Here is an 18,420-nt window from a genome sequence, read left to right on the forward strand (position 1 = left end):
GTTTTCGATAGCGCATAGATTGGTCTTCTGATCGGAATCGGTCAAAATCAGGAGAACGTCTTGGCCGACATGCCATTCACAGCGGAAACACCATCCTATGAAGCTGACCTCTCGGCGCGCCCAACGCCGATGATGGAGCAATATATTGAGATCAAGGCAACAAACCCCGACAGCCTATTGTTTTACCGGATGGGGGATTTCTACGAGCTGTTCTTTGATGATGCCGTGCAGGCGTCGCGTGCGCTCGGAATTACGCTGACCAAACGCGGCAAACATCTGGGTGAAGACATTCCCATGTGCGGCGTTCCTGTGCATGCGGCGGATGATTATCTGCAAAAGCTGATCATGCGCGGTTTCCGCGTCGCGGTTTGCGAGCAGGTGGAAGACCCGGCTGAAGCACGCAAACGCGGCTCGAAATCCGTGGTGAAGCGCGATGTCGTGCGTCTGGTTACACCGGGCACCATCACCGAAGAAAAGCTGCTTGATCCCTCCGAAGCCAATTATCTAATGACGCTCGGGCGGGTCAAAGGTGCCGCACAGGGCCAGTTTGCCCTCGCATGGATTGATATTTCCACCGGAACGTTCCGCGTCAGTGAAACGGACCCATCCCGCCTGCTTGCCGATATTCTCCGGGTCGATCCGCGCGAGTTGATCGTTGCCGATCCGGTTTTCCATGATCCGGAACTGCGCCCGACATTTGATGTGATCGGCCGCTCCGTCAGTCCGCAGCCACCGAGCCTTTTTGACAGTGCCACGGCAGAAAACCGCATTCAGCGCTATTTCGATGTGGCAACACTCGACGGTTTCGGCAACTTCTCCCGTGCAGAACTGTCGGCGATATCAGGCGCTATCGCCTATGTGGAAAAAACCCAGATTGCCGAGCGCCCGCCGCTGATGCGGCCGGAACGGGAATCCGAAGGCGCCACGCTTTTCATCGATCCCGCCACCCGCGCCAATCTGGAAATGCTGCGCACATTATCAGGCCAACGCGATGGCAGCCTGCTGAAATCCATCGACAGGACAGTAACCGGCGGCGGCGCACGGCTTCTTGCGGAACGCCTGACCTTGCCGCTCACCAATCCCGATGCCATCGCCGAACGGCTTGATTCCGTATCCTGTTTTCTTGCTGGCCAGTCGCTTGCCGATCTGACACGCGAAGCCTTGAAGGGCGTTCCTGATATGCCGCGTGCCTTGTCGCGGCTTGCGGTTGGACGTGGCGGCCCGCGTGATCTGGGTGCGCTGGCGCGTGGGCTCGAAGCGGCAGCTGAGATCGCCTCGTTCCTTGGAAGAGAAGTACTTCCGGCGGAACTTTCTGCAGTTCGCAGCTGCCTTGGCGCTTTACCGGTAGATTTTGCCACCCATCTTGATCATGCGCTTGATGATGAGTTGCCTTTACTCAAGCGCGATGGCGGCTTTGTGCGATCCGGATACAATGCGGAACTCGATGAAATGCGCGCGCTGCGCGATCATTCGCGCCGCATCATTGCCGGCTTGCAAGCCGACTATATGGATCTGACCGGTATCCGCTCACTCAAGATCAAACACAATAATGTGCTCGGCTATTTCATCGAGGTAACCGCCAATAATTCATCTGTCATGACCGATACGGATGAAGCCAAGGGCAAATTCATTCACCGGCAGACCATCGCCAATGCCATGCGTTTCACCACAACGGAACTGGCTGAGCTTGAAACCAAGATCGCCAATGCAGCAGAGCGGGCGCTGGCGATCGAGCTTGGCATTTTCGAAACGCTCGTCACGGAAACGGTTGCCAATGCGGACGCAATCCGCGCCGGTGCTGCAGCGCTGGCGGCGCTCGATGTTTCCGTATCGCTTGCCGCGCTTGCCGAAGAACAGGGCTATTGCCGCCCGCTTGTTGATGACAGTCTTGCCTTCGAGATTGTCGCCGGTCGCCATCCTGTTGTTGAACAGTCCCTGCGCCGTCAGGCGGCCAATCCTTTTGTGGCCAATGACTGTAATCTCTCGCCCGAAGGAACCGCCAAAGGTGCCATCTGGCTTTTGACCGGACCGAATATGGGCGGTAAATCGACATTCCTGCGCCAGAATGCGTTGATTGCCATATTGGCGCAAATGGGTTCGTTTGTTCCAGCGGGCTCGGCTCATATCGGCATTGTCGACCGGCTGTTCTCGCGCGTCGGTGCCTCGGATGATCTGGCGCGCGGACGCTCCACTTTCATGGTGGAAATGGTGGAAACCGCCGCCATCCTCAATCAGGCGAGCGATCATTCGCTGGTTATTCTCGATGAGATTGGCCGTGGTACGGCAACGTTTGACGGTCTTTCCATTGCATGGGCGGCAGTGGAGTACCTCCACGAAAAGAACCAATGCCGGGCGATTTTTGCCACGCATTTCCATGAAATGACCGCGCTATCGGAAAAGCTGACGCGGCTGAGCAATGTCACCATGCGTGTCAAGGAATGGGACGGCGATGTCGTCTTCCTGCATGAGGTGGCCAAGGGTGCTGCTGACAGGTCCTATGGCGTGCAGGTGGCGCGGCTTGCGGGGCTGCCGGAGGCGGTGGTCAATCGCGCCCGCGACGTTCTGCATCAGCTTGAGGCTGGGGAGACGTCAGGAAAGGCGGACAAGCTGATTGATGATCTGCCCTTGTTCTCGGTTGAGGTGAAACGCGAGGTGAAAGCCCCCACCAAGGGCAAGGACAGCGCGCTGTTGGCGGCTCTTTCAACAGTAAACCCCGATGAAATGACACCGCGTGAAGCGCTCGACGCCCTCTACCGGTTGAAAGGCCTTGCCACAAACCCGACATCGTGAGCGCATAGGGGCATTTCGTTTATAGCAAATACACGCTATAGCGTGCGGCCATCATTCATAAAGTCGTGTTCATGAGCGCAGACCTGAAACTGGAACAGATCGTCAGTCCGGCCAAACTTCATCGTCAATTTGAAGATCTGGTCAAGGCGGCAAAGAAACAAGGCGCCGCTTCCGTCAATCGCAATGACGTGCTGCAGCTCCTGAAAGAAACACTCGGTTCGGGTCGCAAGACTGCTGAAGAGATGTTGAAAAAGGACGGCGGCGGCACACGCTGCTCCGTACGCCTGTCCTATCTGATGGATCAGATCATTTTGGCACTCTATGAGTTTGCCATCACGCACGTCTATCATTCGACCAATCCCTCCTCGGCTGAGCGTATGACCGTTGTTGCCGTGGGTGGCTATGGTCGCGGCGGTCTGGCTCCGGGTTCCGACATCGATCTTCTGTTTCTTCTTCCCTATAAGCAGACGCCGTGGGGCGAGCAGGTGGTCGAGTATATTCTCTATATGCTCTGGGATATGGGCCTGAAGGTCGGTCACGCCACCCGCAATATTGACGAATCCATTCGCCAGTCACTGGCCGATATGACCATCCGCACCAGTATTCTCGAAGCGCGCTATGTCTGCGGCAATGACGAGCTTTTCACCACATTGGTGCGCCGGTTTGATGCGGAAGTCGTCAAGGGTACGGGACCGGCTTTCATTGAGGCCAAACTCACCGAGCGCAACGAGCGCCATCGCAAGGCGGGTGCCACACGCTATCTGGTCGAGCCGAACGTCAAGGAAGGCAAAGGCGGTCAGCGCGACCTGCACACGCTTTTCTGGATTGCCAAATATTACTACCACGTCAAAACCAGTGATGAACTGGTCAAGCTTGGCGTGCTATCAAAGGCCGAACACAATATTTTCCGCAAGGCCGAGGACCTTCTCTGGGCCGTGCGTTGCCATATGCATTTCTATACGGGCAAGGCGGAAGAGCGGCTGTCTTTCGACATTCAGAGCGAGATTGCCCAGCGGCTTGGCTATACCGCCCATCCCGGCCAGCGCGATGTCGAGCGCTTCATGAAGCACTACTTCCTCGTGGCCAAGGAAGTGGGCGACCTGACCCGCATCATCTGCGCGGCGCTGGAAGAAGAGCAGGCAAAGCATGTTCCGGGTTTCAACCGGATTTTCCTCACCTTCTCCCGGCGCAAGCGCAAACTGCCGGGAACATCGGATTTTGTCGTCGACAACCACCGCATCACTATCGCCAATGACGGTGTTTTCCATAAAGACCCTGTCAATCTCATCCGCCTGTTTCATCTGGCAGATCTGCATGGCCTTGAGCTACACCCGGATGCGATGCAGCTCGTTACCCGTTCGCTCTCACTGATCAAGGCGGAGCTGCGCGAGAACCCCGAGGCCAACAGCCTGTTTCTCGAAATCCTGACTTCCGAGCGCAATCCGGAATTGATCCTGCGGCGCATGAATGAATCGGGCGTGCTGGGTAAATTCATCCCGGATTTCGGCAAGGTCGTCGCGATGATGCAGTTCAACATGTATCATCACTATACGGTTGACGAGCATTTGCTGCGCTGCATCGCCGTGCTTTCGGAAATCGAGCATGGCGATCTTGGGCAGGAACATCCGCTGGCCAACCAGATTATGCCTGGTATGAAGAAAGACCGGAAGCTGCTCTATGTCGCGCTATTGCTGCACGATATCGCCAAAGGCCGACCTGAAGATCACTCCCATGCGGGAGCCCGTATTGCCAAGCGCATCTGCCCGCGTCTGGGCCTGTCCAAATCCGATACGGAAACCGTATCATGGCTGGTGGAACAACACCTGACCATGAGCATGGTGGCACAGTCGCGTGATCTCAATGATCGCAAGACCATTGAAGACTTTGCCGAGATCGTGCAGACACTCGACCGGATGAAGCTGCTCCTGATCCTTACCGTTTGTGACATCAAGGCGGTTGGACCGGGCGTATGGAACGGCTGGAAAGGCCAGTTGCTGCGCACCCTGTTCTATGAAACGGAACTGATGCTGACCGGTGGCTTCTCGGAAGTGTCGCGCAAGGAACGCACCGACCACGCCCGTGCGCAGCTTGAGCATGCTCTGTCATCATGGCCACAGGTTGAACGCCAGTCCTATCTCGCCCAGCATTATCAGAACTACCTTTTGACAGTCAGCCTTGATGATCAGGTGCGCCACGCCAATTTCGTGCGCGAGTCCGACAACACCGAAAAGACGCTGGCAACCATGGTGAAAACCCATGATTTTGAGGGCGTAACCGAAATCACCGTGCTTTCGCCCGATCATCCGCGCCTGCTGTCGATCATCGCCGGAGCCTGCGCCGCAGCCGGTGCCAACATTGTCGATGCGCAGATCTTCACGACCAGCGATGGCCGGGCGCTTGATACGATCCTGATCAGCCGCGAGTTCCCGACCGATGATGATGAGCGCCGCCGTGCCATGCGGGTTGGCCGCCTGATCGAAGATGTGCTTTCGGGCAAATCCTATCTGCCTGAAATGCTGGCATCGCGAACCAAGCCGAAGCGCGCGGTCAAGGCATTCCGCATCACACCGCGCGTCGAAATCAACAACAAGCTGTCGAACAAGTTTACCGTTATCGAAGTGGAAGGTCTGGATCGTCCGGGTCTGCTCTCCGAGATCACAGGGGTCATTTCCGATCTGTCGCTCGATATTGCCTCGGCCCATGTGACGACATTCGGCGAAAAGGTCATCGACGTGTTCTATGTCACCGATCTCGTTGGCCATCAGATCACCAATGCAGCCCGGCAAAACCGCATCCGCAAAAAAATGCTCGCCTTGTTCGGCGAAGGCGATATCACCACGGCACAGCCGCAGCGGCACAATATCCTGATGTCGGCAGAATAGGTTCAGCACCCATGTTTATTCGAAAACTGGAACAGGTATGAGTCTGGTCAAAAAATTCGCGACGGTGGCCTCCGGCACCCTGATGAGCCGTGTTTTCGGGCTGACCCGCGAAATGCTGATGGCAGCGGCACTTGGTACAGGCCCCGTCGCCGATGCCTTCAATGCTGCGTTCCGGTTTCCCAACACGTTCCGCCGCCTGTTTGCCGAAGGCGCGTTCAATGCCGCTTTCGTGCCGCTGTTTGCCAAGGAGATCGAGGCGAACGGCATGGAGGGCGCCAAGCGCTTTTCCGAAGAGGTCTTTGGCGTTCTCTTTACTGTCCTGATGGCACTGACCATTCTGATGGAATTGTCGATGCCGCTGATCGTGCGCACCGTGATCGCACCGGGCTTTCTCGATGATCCGGTCAAGTTCGACAATACGGTGTCGATGGCGATCATCATGTTTCCCTATCTCGCCTGTATGTCGCTGGCGGCGATGATGAGCGGTATGCTGAATTCGCTGCATCGCTATTTTGCCGCCGCGGTCGCGCCGGTGTTTCTCAATGTCATTCTTATCGGTGTCCTCGCCTATGCCTGGTATAAGGGCCATGATGGTATCAAGATCGGCTATGGCCTGTCCTGGGGCGTCATGGCTGCCGGTCTGGTGCAACTGGCCATCGTCTGGTTTGCTGTGCGCAATGCAGGCATTTCCATTGGCTTCCGGCTACCGCATTTCACGCCGAATGTGCGGCGTCTGCTGGTGCTTGCACTCCCCGCCGCAATTACCGGCGGCATCACCCAGATCAATCTTCTGGTGAACACAAATATTGCGTCCGGCCGGGAAGGCGCTGTCACATCGCTCGCCAATGCGGACCGGGTTTATCAGTTGCCGCTTGGCGTTGTGGGTATTGCCGTTGCAACCGTGCTTCTGCCCGAACTTGCCCGCGCGCTGCGCTCCGGCAATCTGAAGGAAGCCGGAAACCTGCAAAACCGCTCCGTCGAATTCATCCTGTTCCTGACACTGCCAGCTGCCGCTGCGCTTCTTGTCATGTCCGAGCCAATTATCCGCCTCTTGCTGGAACGCGGTGAATTCACCGTCGAGTCGACGCGGCGCGTCTCCAATATCCTCGCGGTTTATGGCCTTGGCCTACCGGCCTTCGTTCTGATCAAGGCGTTCATTCCGGGTTTCTTTGCCCGCGAAGATACCAAGACACCGATGATCTTTGCGGCAGTTTCCGTGGTTATCAATGTTGCCATGGCTCTCACGCTGTTTCCGCTAATGGCGGAAACCGGCATTGCCACCGCAGAAGTAACGGCTGGTTGGGTCAATGCCATTCTGCTCTTTGCAACCTTGGTCTGGCGCGGTCATTGGGGCCGCGATATTCCGTTGCTCACGCGTATTCCGCGCCTGATCTTTTCGGCTGCGGCGATGGGATTTGCGCTTTATTATGCGATCCAATGGGCAGCACCTTATCTCGCTTCCCACACACCCGTTCATGTTCAGGCACCTGTTGTCTTTGGGTTGATCCTGCTTTCAATGATCATCTATTTCGCGCTGGCTTTTGCAACGGGCGGCGCGAGCTTCGGCATGATCCGCCGCAATGTAAAACGGGGCGCAAAGACACCTGTAGCGCCACCGGAGGACCCTGCCGCATGAGCCGCCATATCGGGATGATCACCCTTGTCGTGCGCGATTATGACGAGGCAATTGAATGGTACACCAAGGTGTTGGGATTTTCGCTTGTCAGCGATACCGCGCTCTCCCCAACGAAGCGCTGGGTTGTCGTCGCGCCTGAGAAGGATGGAGCAAAGCTCCTGTTGGCGCAGGCTGACACGGAAACGCAAATATCCAGCGTCGGCAATCAGACCGGCGGACGGGTAGCACTGTTTCTCTATACGGATGACTTCACGCGGGATCATTCGACAATGCTGAAATCAGGCGTGCGTTTTTTGGAAGACCCGCGTCACGAAGCCTATGGCAGCGTTGCCGTGTTTGAAGATCTCTATGGCAACACCTGGGACCTCCTCGAACTCAAATGAACCAGCACGTTTCGATAGGGCTTGAATAGAGCGCCCTGCTCTGCCAAAACCTCCTCTCCATTGCCATCGGGTCCGATGACCCGATCCCCGAACGATCAAGGACTGACCATGAGCACGTTTGAGCCGCTCGTCTTTTCCGGTGTCCAGCCAACCGGTAATCTGCATCTTGGCAATTATCTGGGAGCCGTGCGGCGTTGGGTTGCCCTGCAGGAAAATAACAACTGCATTTACTGCGTCGTTGACCAGCATGCGATCACACAGGCGGTTTCCGTCTGGGGTGGACCGGCCGAGTTGCAGCGCAATACACGCGAAGTCACCGCGGCTTTTCTGGCTGCCGGTATCGATGCCAAGAAGCACATTGTCTTCAACCAGAGCCGGGTGCGCCAGCATGCGGAACTCGCCTGGGTGTTCAATTGCGTCGCACGCATGGGCTGGCTGAACCGCATGACCCAGTTCAAGGACAAGGCGGGCAAGGACCGGGAAAACGCTTCCGTTGGCCTCTTTGCCTATCCCAACCTGATGGCCGCTGACATTCTCGTTTACCGGGCAACGCATGTGCCTGTCGGTGAAGACCAGAAGCAGCATCTGGAATTGACGCGCGACATCGCCCAGAAGTTCAACACGGATTTCTCCGATCGCATTGCCGAACTTGGTCTTGGCGTTGAAACCCAGTCCGGCGATGAAACCATCCAGAGCTTTTTCCCGCTGACGGAGCCTGTCATTGGCGGTCCAGCCGCGCGCGTGATGAGCTTGCGTGATGGTACGAAAAAAATGTCGAAATCCGATCCGTCCGATCTGTCCCGTATTAACCTGACGGATGACGAGGACACGATCTCGAAGAAAATCCGCAAGGCGAAGACCGATTCCGAGCCGTTGCCATCGGATCTTGAAGGTCTGAAGGAACGGCCGGAAGCGGATAATCTCGTCGGCATTTACGCGGCGCTCACCGATACGGACAAGGAAAATGTCATCCGCGATTTCGGCGGCCAGCAATTCTCCGTGTTTAAGCCCGCTTTGGCCGATCTGGCCGTGGCAAAGCTTGCACCGATTGCCAGCGAAATGCGCCGCCTTTCCGCCGATACTGCCTATATCGACTCCGTCCTTAAAAACGGCGGCGAACAGGCAAGTGTGTTGGCGGAGAAGACGATGCGCAATGTGCGTGATATTGTCGGATTTCTTCAGGATTAGGATCAACAGTTAGGGCAGGTTGAACAGATGGTATCAAGACGTCTCAGCCGCGAAGCTGGTCACCGCCGCAAGTTTCTGGCGGTTATTGACGAAACGCCTGAATGCGAGCGGGCAGTTGCCTATGCCTCGCGCCGCGCCAAGACCACCAATGGCGTGCTGGTTCTGCTGTTTGTCATCGATTCCGCTGACTTCCAGCAGTTTCTCGGTGTCGAGCAGATCATGCGTGCGGAAGCCGAAGAGCGGGCGCATTCGACGCTGAACAAGTTTGCCGCATCCGTGCGGGAAACCATCAACATTGAGTCCGAGCTTGTGGTGCGTGAGGGAATCACTTCCGAACAGATCCAGAAGCTCATCGAGGAAGATCAGGATATCGCCATTCTGGTTCTGGCTGCTGGTTCCGGCAAGGACGGCCCCGGCCCGCTGGTGCAGGCTCTGGCGGGACGTGAATCCTTTTCCATTCCCGTGACTGTCGTGCCTTATAATCTCTCAAACGAGGATATTGACGCAATCACATGATTGCATCTTGAAACCGTGATACAATCCGCCTTGAAGAGACCGGCCGAAAGGCCTATATGCTTTTGAACTGTTCTAAACTAGACACGCGAGACATCCGCCATGTTCATCCAGACTGAAGCCACGCCCAATCCGGCGACCTTGAAATTCCTGCCTGGCAAGGTTGTGCTTGAGGAAGGCACGGCTGATTTCCGCGATGCGGCGACCGCTTCCGAAGCATCGTTGCTTGCAGCCAAGATTTTTGCTGTTCCCGGCGTTACTGGCGTGTTCTTCGGTTATGATTTCGTGACTGTCACCAAGGCCGAAGGCCCCGAGTGGCAGCATCTGAAGCCAGCCATTCTCGGCGCGATCATGGAACACTTCATGTCCGGTGCCCCCGTCATGGCCAGCGCAACATCCGTTGCGGCCACGGCCCAGCTGGAAGGCGAAGGCGAGTTTTTCAATACGGCGGATACCGAGATCGTCGACACGATCAAGGAACTGCTGGAGACCCGCGTGCGCCCGGCTGTTGCACAGGATGGCGGCGATATCACTTTCCGCGGTTTTGAGAACGGCACCGTTTACCTGCACATGAAGGGCGCCTGCTCGGGCTGCCCGTCTTCAACGGCAACGTTGAAGCATGGCATCCAGAACCTTCTCAAGCATTTTGTGCCTGAAGTTCAGCAGGTCGAAGCCATCTGATTGCTTCTGCATAATCATGACAAAGGCCGCTCACTGCGGCCTTTTTGTTGTCCCTCGCCAAGGCTCACTGCCACGGATTGATGATATCCAATCCGCAATCGGCAAAATCCTTTCCATTCCGCGTCGCAAGCTTGGCACCTCTCGATTGGGTGATTGCCGCAATCTGCGCATCGAACTGGCTGATGGTTTTGCCTGCCCGGCGTCGCTCCAAAAAGATTTCGGGATAGGTTTCAGCAGCGGAACCGTCAAAAGGCAGGATACGACCGGCAAAATCTTCGCTGAACATTGACTGGGCAGTGCCCAACAATGCCGCTTTGCGCTTTCCATCTGAAAGCAGCGACAGGCCGTATAAGATTTCCGCCTGCGTGATTGTGGTTATGAACAGCGATGCAACGGGCTGTTCGCCAAGCCATTGCACAACCCGTGCATCCGGCTCCAGCTTCATCATTTCCGAGATGATATTAGTATCGAGGATAATCATTCGCTGAAATCAACCGGTTTGCGGGCGGCTTCGCGCGGGGCAATCGGCAGATCGACACCACCCAATGCCTTGAACCGCTCCTGAATTGCCTCGGCAAGGTTAGCGGGTGCAGCTGGCTCGCGTGAAAGAGCCGCACGCAGGATATCGCGTGCCTCATCCTCCATGGACTTGCCATGCTGTGCCGCCTGAATACGCAGCCGTGTCTTCAACTGGTCATCAAGATTGCGAATTGTCATGCTGGCCATCACAGCCTCCATTCCTCACTGATTGCATATTAAGCAATGATTGCATTACGTTCAATGATTAATCACTGCCCGCGATGTGCTGAAATGCAAACAGCCCCGCATGGCAGGGCTGTTCGAACGTTCAAATTGGCTGAAATCAGTTGACCGCGCCGGGACCGGGCGTAGCTCCGGGCGGGCATTTGCCCAGAATGATCATCCCGAGCACTTCATCCTCGGTGACATCCCCCACCTTGGCGGTGCCGACAACCTGACCGTTTTTCATCACAGCCACGCGATCAGCCAGATGGAATACGTCGTGAATGTCATGACTGATCAGGAAGATGCCAATGCCTTCACTCTTCAACTGCTTGATCAGTTCGCCGACCTGCGCGGTTTCCTGTGGTCCGAGTGCGGCTGTCGGCTCGTCCATGATCAGGATGCGGGCATTGAAGAGGATTGCACGGGCAATGGCCACCGACTGGCGCTGACCACCTGACAGGGCTTTCACCGGGTCCTTGAAGCGCTGGAAACGCGGATTGAGGCGGCCCATTACTTCGCGGGCACTGTGTTCCATGGCGACGTCATCAAGCGTACCCCACGGCGTCATCAATTCGCGCCCGAGATAAAGATTGGCAGCTGTATCAACATTGTCGGCCAGAGCCAGCGTCTGGTAAATCGTCTCGATACCATAGGCCTTGGCATCGCGCGGATTGCTGATTGATGCTTCCTCGCCATTGACCTTGATCGTGCCGCTGTCACGCTTGTAGGCACCGGACAGGATTTTGATCAGGGTCGATTTGCCCGCGCCATTGTGGCCGAGCAAAGCCACCACTTCGCCGGGAAAAAGATTGACGGAAGCACCATCGACCGCGCGGATACCACCGAACGCTATCGAAATATTGTCCATGTCGATGAGAGGCGTCTGTGTATTGGTCATGATTTTTCCTCCCTCAAGCCGTGCGGCGGCGATAGATCGTGTCGAGCCAGACAGCGACCACCAGAACAAGACCGACAACGATATTCTGCAAAGGCGTATCAAGCCCGAGCAACACCATGCCTGAACTCAGCGACTGCATCAGCAGCGCACCAATCATCGCACCGGCAATCGTGCCAACACCACCGGCGAGCGACGTGCCACCAATAACCGCCGCGGCGATAGTGAGAAGCTCGTCGAGCGTGCCTTGCGCATTGGTTGCCGCATTGAGGCGGGCTGTGGAAATCGCCCCTGCGATGGCGCAGAGGATGCCCATTATGATGAAAATCTTCATGGTGACCCAGCGCGTATTGATGCCCGCAAGGTCAGCGGCTTCCGGGTTGCCACCCATAGCAAAAACATAACGGCCAAAACGGGTACGCGTCGTCACGAAAGTCATGATGATGCCCGTCGCCACTGCAATCAGAACCGGAATGGCAATGCCATGTGAAATGAACAGGCCGCCATCGGGAATAGTGATACCATTGGTTTCGGCATATTTGCGCACGATGCCAATGGGCCAGTAATAGGCATTGGCAATGGCGATCGCCCCAAGCACCAGAGCGCAACTGATGGCCGCCATGAACACTTCCGCCCAGACAGGACGGCGCGGGAAATTAAAGCGCTTGCGCTGGCGGCGGCTGTTGACCACCATGATAATGATGGCAATGCAGGCAACAATGCCGACAATCCAGCTCCACATGGAACCGATCGAACCTTCAGGGCCACCACCCATCAGGCGGAAGGTGGAATCCATCGGTGCAACCGTGCGGCCTGAAGTGACCCACCACGCAGCGCCGCGCCAGACAAGCAGACCGCCAAGGGTGACGATAAAGGCGGGAACGCCGAGAAATGCGATGATAAAACCCTGAAAACCGCCGATGACAGCCCCGGTGATAATGCCGATGCCAAGCGCAATGATCCATGTGGCGGGATGCTCGAAGCCGATAAGCTTTGGCAGCATTTCCGTCTGCATCACACCCATGATCATGCCGACAAAGCCCAGCAGCGAACCCACCGACAGATCGATGTTACGCGTGACGATGATCAGCACCATACCCGTTGCCATGACGGCCACGGATGAGGTCTGCACGGACAGATTCCACAGATTGCGCGGCGTGAGGAACTGTCCGCCGGAGAGAACCTGAAACGCAATCCAGATAACGACCAGCGCACCGATCATACCAAGAAGACGGGTATCAAGCTCGGTCGCTTTGAAGAAACGAGCGACAAAGCCAAGTTCGGAGGCGCGGGCCCGGTCAATGCTGACTGCCGGATCACTCATTTTTCTCTCCCCATTCTAAGGTTCTTTTTAAAACGCCGCCGATCCTGTGGATCAGCGGCGCTCAATTTTAACAGATTATCTCAGGTTTACTTGCAGGCCGCGACAGCGCCAGCCTTGACGCCCTGGCAGACAACGTCCTTCTTCACCCAACCGGCGTCGATGATGACGTTAAGGTTGTCCTTGGTGATCGGAACCGGTGTCAGGAACACGGCATTGACTTCCACCTTGTTCGCGCCGCCAGCAAACTTCTGGACTTTCGGGATTTCAGTCATCTTCTTGCCATCGGCAAGCGCAGCAGCAATACCGGCGGCTTCCTTGCCGAGTTCACGCGAGTCTTTCCAGATCGAAACGGTCTGGGTGCCAAGCGCGATGCGGTTCAACGCGGCAAAATCAGCATCCTGCCCGGAGACAGGAACCGTACCGGCAAGACCCTGAGCCTGCAGGGCAGCGATAGCACCGCCAGCAGTGCCGTCATTGGCCGCAACAACAGCATCGATCTTGTTGTCGTTTTTGGTCAGGAACTGTTCCATGTTCTTCTGCGCATTGGCTGGCAGCCAGCCATCCGTATAGGCTTCACCAACATTCTTGATCTTGCCGGATGCAATGGCGTCCTTGAGGACTTCCTGTGCGCCCGAGAAGAGGAAATCGGCGTTCGGATCAGCGGAACTGCCCTTGATGAAGGCATAGTTGCCTTCCGGCTTCACGGCGAGAACGCCGCGTGCCTGCATACGGCCAACTTCCTTGTTGTCGAAGGTGATGTAGAACGCATCCTTGTTTTCGATCAGCCGGTCATAGCCAACGACCGGAATGCCTTCAGCAACAGCTTTTTCGACAGCTGGTCCAATCGCGCTCGAATCCTGAGCCAGAATGATCAGTGCGTTAGCGCCCTGTGAGATCAGGCTTTCAACATCGGTGAGCTGCTTGGAAGCTGATGACTGCGCATCGGCTGAAATGTACTTGTCGCCACTGACTTCCAGCGCCTTCTTGATGGCAGCTTCGTCAGTCTTCCAGCGCTCTTCTTGAAAGTTCGACCAGGACACGCCAATGATCTTGTCCTTCGCCAGCGCAGGGCCGGCCAAAGAGACAGCAAGAGCAACGCCCGCCAAAGCGGTTGCGTATTTTTTCATGATAATCCTCCCAGTGCGCATGGCACGTTAATCCCGTCAGATACCCAGCCTTTCACCTCCGGCCAGATATCCAAACCTCTTTATTTCGAGGCTCGAAAAAAATAGTGACTTAATTTGATTTCCATGTCAACATAGAATCTGATCTGCTAAGTTATTGCATTGCAACAATATTTTTGCATCGCATCAAAAAAAGATTTCGGGAGGAGATCCTTTGTTGATTGATGAGATAGCCAGACCCGATGATGTTCGGCGCCAGAATCGCAGGCTCGTGCTGGCCGCGTTGCGTGGCCACGACCTGTTGTCGCGAACCGATATTGTGGCGCAGACTGGCCTGAGTGCCTCAACCGTTTCAGCCATCACGACAGCCCTGATCGCCGAGGGAATCATCAATGAAAGCCGTGACGGGGATGTCACTGCCAACCGTCGAGGCCGACCACAGGTTGCGCTGACGCTCAATCCTGAGATTGCCACGATTGCGACCGTTGAATTGGCGCTTAATCTCGCCCACGCCGTGCTGTTCGACTACAAGGGACAGGTGATCGGCGAAGAAATCCGGCGCATTCCGACGCTGGATGCAACCACTGGCGATCTGACGCGGGCAATCTGCGAAATGCTTGACGGGCTGCTTTCGGCCATGCCTGACAGTGCAGGCAAGCTCATGCATATTTCGATGGGTGTGCAGGGTGTCACCGATGCTGCCAGCGCAACCATGCTGTGGTCGCCGATTACCCCGGATATCAACGTGGCTTTCGGCGAAGTCCTTTCGGCGCGATACGGTGTCAGTGTATCTGTTGCAAATGATTGCAGCATGATTGCCGAGGCATTGCGTTGGACCGACCCGAAACATTATGCGGAAGATTTCGCCGCTATCCTGCTTTCGCACGGTATCGGTATGGGCCTTTATCTCAAAGGCAAGCCCTTTCTTGGCGTGCAGTCTTCAGGGGCTGAATTTGGTCACATGCTGCATGTACCCAATGGCGCACTTTGCCGCTGCGGCCGGCACGGTTGCGTTGAGGCCTATGCCAGTGATTATGCCATTTTACGCAAGACGGCCGGTCTGGATGAAAAGTCCCAACCGGCGCAGGATGTGGATGCCGTTACGTTTGGCGACGTGGCAGATCGTGCCCGCGCCCGTGAGGGCGTAGAGCGCGAGGCGTTTCGCAAGGCGGGACAGGCTATTGGCTCCGGTTTGCGTAGTCTCTTCTCGTTGATTGATCCCATCCCCATTGCGCTGGTAGGACCGGGTGCGGGTGTTTTCGATCTCATTGAAGCTGATCTTCGCGAGATTGTATCCGGTACAACCGGTTGGGGCGGCAAGCCTGACCTGACCATCCGCTGCTATCCAGACGAACATCCTCTCATTCTGCAGGGTTGCATGATGACATCATTGCTGCATCTTGATACCCAGCTTTTCGCTCCCGGCGATCTGCGTGAGATGCCGCTTCGGCGCGTGATTTAATTTTCATATTTCAAAGGATTTTCCATGTATCTCGGTCTCGATTTAGGCACATCTGGCGTCAAGGCGCTGTTAATTGACGACAAGCAATTGGTCATTGGCTCCGGCACGGGAACGCTGGATGTTTCACGCCCGCATTCCGGCTGGTCGGAACAGGACCCAGCCCATTGGATACGCGCGACGGAAGAAGCGATTGCAGCGCTCAAGACCAGCCACCCCAAGGAACTTGCAGCGGTCAGGGGGATCGGCCTGTCCGGGCAAATGCATGGCGCAACGCTCCTCGGCGCCGATGACAGGGTTCTACGGCCCTGCATGTTGTGGAACGATAGCCGCAGTCACAAGGAAGCAGCGGAACTTGACGGCAACCCCATCTTCCGCGCGTTGAGCGGCAATATTGTTTTTCCCGGCTTCACCGCACCGAAAGTGGTGTGGGTCAAGAACAACGAGCCGGAGATCTTCGCCAAAACCCGGCGGATATTGTTGCCAAAGGATTATTTGCGGCTTTGGCTGACGGGCGAACACGTCTCTGAAATGTCCGATGCCGCGGGAACTTCGTGGCTCGATGTCGGCAAACGTGCATGGTCGGACGAACTGCTTGCCGCATCCGGGTTGGATAAGAGCCATATGCCATCGCTGGTCGAGGGAACGGAGACTTCGGGCACTTTGAAAGCGGATCTCGCGTCACGCTGGGGTATGAGCAATCAGGTGATTGTTGCCGGTGGCGCCGGTGACAATGCAGCCTCTGCCTGCGGCATGGGAACGGTTGCCGAAGGTCATGCCTTTGTCTCGCTTGGCACTTCAGGCGTGCTTTTTGCTGCCAACAACGCCTATCTGCCCAATCCGGAAAGCGCGGTTCACACCTTCTGCCATGCCCTCCCCGGCACATGGCATCAGATGGGCGTGATCTTGTCGGCGACCGATGCGCTCAACTGGTACGCGGGCATCACCGCGCGCAAAGCCGCTGAATTGACCGATGAGCTTGGCGACAAACTGCGCGCTCCATCGGGCGTTACCTTCCTGCCCTATCTCTCCGGTGAGCGCACGCCGCTTAACGACTCCGCCATTCGCGGCTCATTTCAGGGGCTTGAACACTCCAGCGACCGTGCAAGCCTGACACAGGCCGTTCTCGAAGGCGTCGCCTTTGCTTTCCGCGATTGCCTGCAAGCCCTTGCCAGCGCGGGCACGAAGCTTGATCGCGTCACCGCCGTTGGCGGCGGATCGCGTTCCGCCTATTGGCTGAAAACGATCGCGACAGCGCTCGACATACCTGTCGACGTTCCGGCTGACGGCGATTTCGGCGCGGCATTCGGCGCGGCAAGGCTTGGCCTGATCGCTGCGGAAAAGGCCGATCCGCGCAGCATTTGCGCTCAGCCCGCAACGGAAAAAACCATAGAGCCCGACAAGACGCTCACATCGGAATTTGACGCCGCCTACCGGCGCTATCACAGCCTCTATCCAGCATTAAAGGGAGTTCAATCATGAGCAGCGGATTTTTTGGTGATATCAAACCAGTCAAATATGAAGGGCCGGACAGCACCAATCCGCTTGCCTACCGCTTTTATAACCCCGAAGAACTGATCAATGGCAAGCGCATGGAAGATCACCTGCGCTTTGCCGTCGCCTATTGGCATTCCTTCACATGGCCGGGCGGCGATCCTTTCGGTGGCCAGACATTTGAACGCCCATGGTTCAATGACACGATGGAAGGTGCAAAGCTGAAGGCCGATGTTGCCTTCGAGATGTTCTCCCTGCTCGGCGCGCCCTATTTCTGCTTCCATGATGCGGATGTGCGTCCCGAAGGGGACACACTGGCCGAGAGTAACAAGCGGCTTTACGAGATTGCCGATTACTTCGCAGGCAAGATGGAAGCAACAGGCACGAAGCTTCTCTGGGGCACGGCAAATCTTTTCTCCAACCGCCGCTATATGGCGGGTGCTGCGACCAATCCGGACCCTGATGTCTTCGCCTATGCCGCAGCGACGGTTAAAACCTGTATTGACGTGACGCAGAAGCTCAAGGGCGAGAACTACGTGCTGTGGGGTGGCCGCGAAGGCTACGAGACTTTGCTCAACACCGATATGAAGCGTGAACTGGACCAGATGGGCCGATTCTTAAGCCTCGTTGTCGACTACAAGCACAAGATCGGCTTCAAGGGCGCGATCCTGATCGAGCCGAAGCCGCAGGAGCCAACAAAGCATCAGTATGATTATGATGCGGCAACTGTTTATGGCTTCCTCAAGCGTTTCGGCCTTGAAAATGAGGTGAAGGTCAATCTTGAACAGGGCCACGCCATTCTGGCGGGTCACTCGTTCGAACACGAGCTGGCAACCGCAGCAGCGCTTGGCATTTTTGGCTCCATCGATATGAACCGCAATGATTACCAGTCGGGCTGGGATACGGACCAGTTCCCCAATAATGTGCCTGAGGTAGCGCTGGCTTATTATGAAATTCTCAAAGCTGGCGGCTTTACCACTGGTGGCACGAATTTCGACTCCAAACTCCGCCGCCAGTCGCTTGATCCGCAGGACCTGCTCATTGCGCATATTGGCGGCATGGATACCTGCGCCCGCGGCCTGAAAGCAGCGGCCAAGATGGTCGAAGATAAGGCGCTGACTGGCTTTGTCGAAGAGCGTTATGCGGGTTGGTCAAAGCCCGATGCGCAGGCGATGCTGTCAGGCAAGCTATCGCTTGATGATATTGCTGCCCATGTGGAAGACAAGAAAATCCAGCCGCAGCCACGTTCCGGCCGGCAGGAATATCTGGAGAATGTCGTCAATCGTTATGTTTGATGGCTTGGGGGT

15 protein-coding genes are annotated in these 18,420 nt (G+C 56.3%); 10 read left to right on the forward strand and 5 right to left on the reverse strand.

Annotation, left to right across the window (positions count from 1 at the left end; translation table 11 throughout):
• The first annotated feature begins 69 nt into the window (after positions 1-69).
• The 7 genes from mutS (at position 70) to FHW17_RS01590 (ending at position 10,073) form a co-directional block, all read left to right on the forward strand.
• Positions 70-2,790: a DNA mismatch repair protein MutS gene (gene mutS, locus FHW17_RS01560; RefSeq protein WP_182509396.1), complete on the forward strand. Its 2,721-nt coding sequence runs from the start codon at positions 70-72 to the stop codon at positions 2,788-2,790.
• Between the two features lie 71 nt (positions 2,791-2,861).
• On the forward strand, positions 2,862-5,672 hold the full coding sequence (locus tag FHW17_RS01565; RefSeq protein WP_112528078.1) for a [protein-PII] uridylyltransferase: 2,811 nt from the start codon (positions 2,862-2,864) through the stop codon (positions 5,670-5,672).
• A gap of 37 nt (positions 5,673-5,709) precedes the next feature.
• A complete protein-coding gene (gene murJ / locus FHW17_RS01570) occupies positions 5,710-7,308 on the forward strand; it encodes a murein biosynthesis integral membrane protein MurJ (protein WP_113095140.1) in 1,599 nt (532 codons plus the stop codon).
• A complete protein-coding gene (locus FHW17_RS01575) occupies positions 7,305-7,691 on the forward strand; it encodes a VOC family protein (RefSeq protein WP_112528074.1) in 387 nt (128 codons plus the stop codon). The genes murJ and FHW17_RS01575 overlap by 4 nt, the downstream gene beginning before the upstream one ends.
• Positions 7,692-7,799: 108 nt before the next feature.
• On the forward strand, positions 7,800-8,879 hold the full coding sequence (gene trpS, locus FHW17_RS01580; protein ID WP_112528072.1) for a tryptophan--tRNA ligase: 1,080 nt from the start codon (positions 7,800-7,802) through the stop codon (positions 8,877-8,879).
• 27 nt (positions 8,880-8,906) lie between these two features.
• Positions 8,907-9,395 (forward strand): universal stress protein, encoded by a 489-nt coding sequence (locus FHW17_RS01585; protein WP_091878892.1) that lies wholly within the window; start codon positions 8,907-8,909, stop codon positions 9,393-9,395.
• Between the two features lie 99 nt (positions 9,396-9,494).
• Positions 9,495-10,073, forward strand: coding sequence for a NifU family protein (locus FHW17_RS01590; protein ID WP_091878894.1), 579 nt, complete (start codon positions 9,495-9,497; stop codon positions 10,071-10,073).
• Positions 10,074-10,137: 64 nt separating this feature from the next.
• Here FHW17_RS01590 and FHW17_RS01595 read toward each other — a convergent pair whose 3' ends face one another.
• The 5 genes from FHW17_RS01595 to xylF all read right to left on the reverse strand — a co-directional run bounded on the left by FHW17_RS01595 (position 10,138) and on the right by xylF (position 14,163).
• Positions 10,138-10,554 (reverse strand): type II toxin-antitoxin system VapC family toxin, encoded by a 417-nt coding sequence (locus FHW17_RS01595; RefSeq protein ID WP_112528070.1) that lies wholly within the window; start codon positions 10,552-10,554, stop codon positions 10,138-10,140.
• Complete coding sequence (locus tag FHW17_RS01600; protein ID WP_112528164.1) at positions 10,551-10,799, reverse strand: plasmid stabilization protein; 249 nt, start codon at positions 10,797-10,799, stop codon at positions 10,551-10,553. Before FHW17_RS01600 ends, FHW17_RS01595 begins: the two co-directional genes overlap by 4 nt.
• Positions 10,800-10,935: 136 nt before the next feature.
• Entirely contained in the window at positions 10,936-11,715 is a 780-nt protein-coding gene (locus FHW17_RS01605) for an ATP-binding cassette domain-containing protein (RefSeq protein ID WP_112528068.1), read from the reverse strand.
• Positions 11,716-11,728: 13 nt separating this feature from the next.
• Positions 11,729-13,036, reverse strand: a complete 1,308-nt coding sequence (locus FHW17_RS01610) for a sugar ABC transporter permease (protein ID WP_112528066.1) — start codon at positions 13,034-13,036, stop codon at positions 11,729-11,731.
• 86 nt (positions 13,037-13,122) lie between these two features.
• Entirely contained in the window at positions 13,123-14,163 is a 1,041-nt protein-coding gene (gene xylF, locus FHW17_RS01615; RefSeq protein ID WP_182509069.1) for a D-xylose ABC transporter substrate-binding protein, read from the reverse strand.
• Between the two features lie 214 nt (positions 14,164-14,377).
• On the opposite strand from xylF, the gene FHW17_RS01620 reads away from it, so the two are divergent.
• From FHW17_RS01620 to xylA, 3 genes are read left to right on the forward strand one after another with little or no spacing between them, the layout of a single operon-like run.
• The gene (locus FHW17_RS01620) at positions 14,378-15,622 is read left to right on the forward strand and encodes an ROK family transcriptional regulator (protein WP_112528162.1); all 1,245 of its coding nucleotides are present in this window, start codon (positions 14,378-14,380) and stop codon (positions 15,620-15,622) included.
• Positions 15,623-15,646: 24 nt separating this feature from the next.
• A complete protein-coding gene (gene xylB / locus FHW17_RS01625) occupies positions 15,647-17,101 on the forward strand; it encodes a xylulokinase (RefSeq protein WP_182509070.1) in 1,455 nt (484 codons plus the stop codon).
• Complete coding sequence (xylA, locus tag FHW17_RS01630; RefSeq protein ID WP_112528059.1) at positions 17,098-18,408, forward strand: xylose isomerase; 1,311 nt, start codon at positions 17,098-17,100, stop codon at positions 18,406-18,408. The genes xylB and xylA overlap by 4 nt, the downstream gene beginning before the upstream one ends.
• Positions 18,409-18,420 lie beyond the last annotated feature (12 nt).

Source organism: Phyllobacterium sp. P30BS-XVII (assembly GCF_014138335.1).
Taxonomy (GTDB): domain Bacteria; phylum Pseudomonadota; class Alphaproteobacteria; order Rhizobiales; family Rhizobiaceae; genus Phyllobacterium; species Phyllobacterium meliloti.

Coding starts and splice junctions, on each gene's coding strand:
- FHW17_RS01605 (WP_112528068.1), bottom strand. CDS start 11,715: ATGACCAATACACAGACGCCTCTCATCGACATGGACAATATTTCGATA.
- FHW17_RS01595 (WP_112528070.1), bottom strand. CDS start 10,554: ATGATTATCCTCGATACTAATATCATCTCGGAAATGATGAAGCTGGAG.
- FHW17_RS01565 (WP_112528078.1), top strand. CDS start 2,862: ATGAGCGCAGACCTGAAACTGGAACAGATCGTCAGTCCGGCCAAACTT.
- mutS (WP_182509396.1), top strand. CDS start 70: ATGCCATTCACAGCGGAAACACCATCCTATGAAGCTGACCTCTCGGCG.
- xylF (WP_182509069.1), bottom strand. CDS start 14,163: ATGAAAAAATACGCAACCGCTTTGGCGGGCGTTGCTCTTGCTGTCTCT.
- FHW17_RS01575 (WP_112528074.1), top strand. CDS start 7,305: ATGAGCCGCCATATCGGGATGATCACCCTTGTCGTGCGCGATTATGAC.
- FHW17_RS01585 (WP_091878892.1), top strand. CDS start 8,907: ATGGTATCAAGACGTCTCAGCCGCGAAGCTGGTCACCGCCGCAAGTTT.
- xylA (WP_112528059.1), top strand. CDS start 17,098: ATGAGCAGCGGATTTTTTGGTGATATCAAACCAGTCAAATATGAAGGG.
- trpS (WP_112528072.1), top strand. CDS start 7,800: ATGAGCACGTTTGAGCCGCTCGTCTTTTCCGGTGTCCAGCCAACCGGT.
- murJ (WP_113095140.1), top strand. CDS start 5,710: ATGAGTCTGGTCAAAAAATTCGCGACGGTGGCCTCCGGCACCCTGATG.
- FHW17_RS01600 (WP_112528164.1), bottom strand. CDS start 10,799: ATGGCCAGCATGACAATTCGCAATCTTGATGACCAGTTGAAGACACGG.
- FHW17_RS01610 (WP_112528066.1), bottom strand. CDS start 13,036: ATGAGTGATCCGGCAGTCAGCATTGACCGGGCCCGCGCCTCCGAACTT.
- FHW17_RS01590 (WP_091878894.1), top strand. CDS start 9,495: ATGTTCATCCAGACTGAAGCCACGCCCAATCCGGCGACCTTGAAATTC.
- xylB (WP_182509070.1), top strand. CDS start 15,647: ATGTATCTCGGTCTCGATTTAGGCACATCTGGCGTCAAGGCGCTGTTA.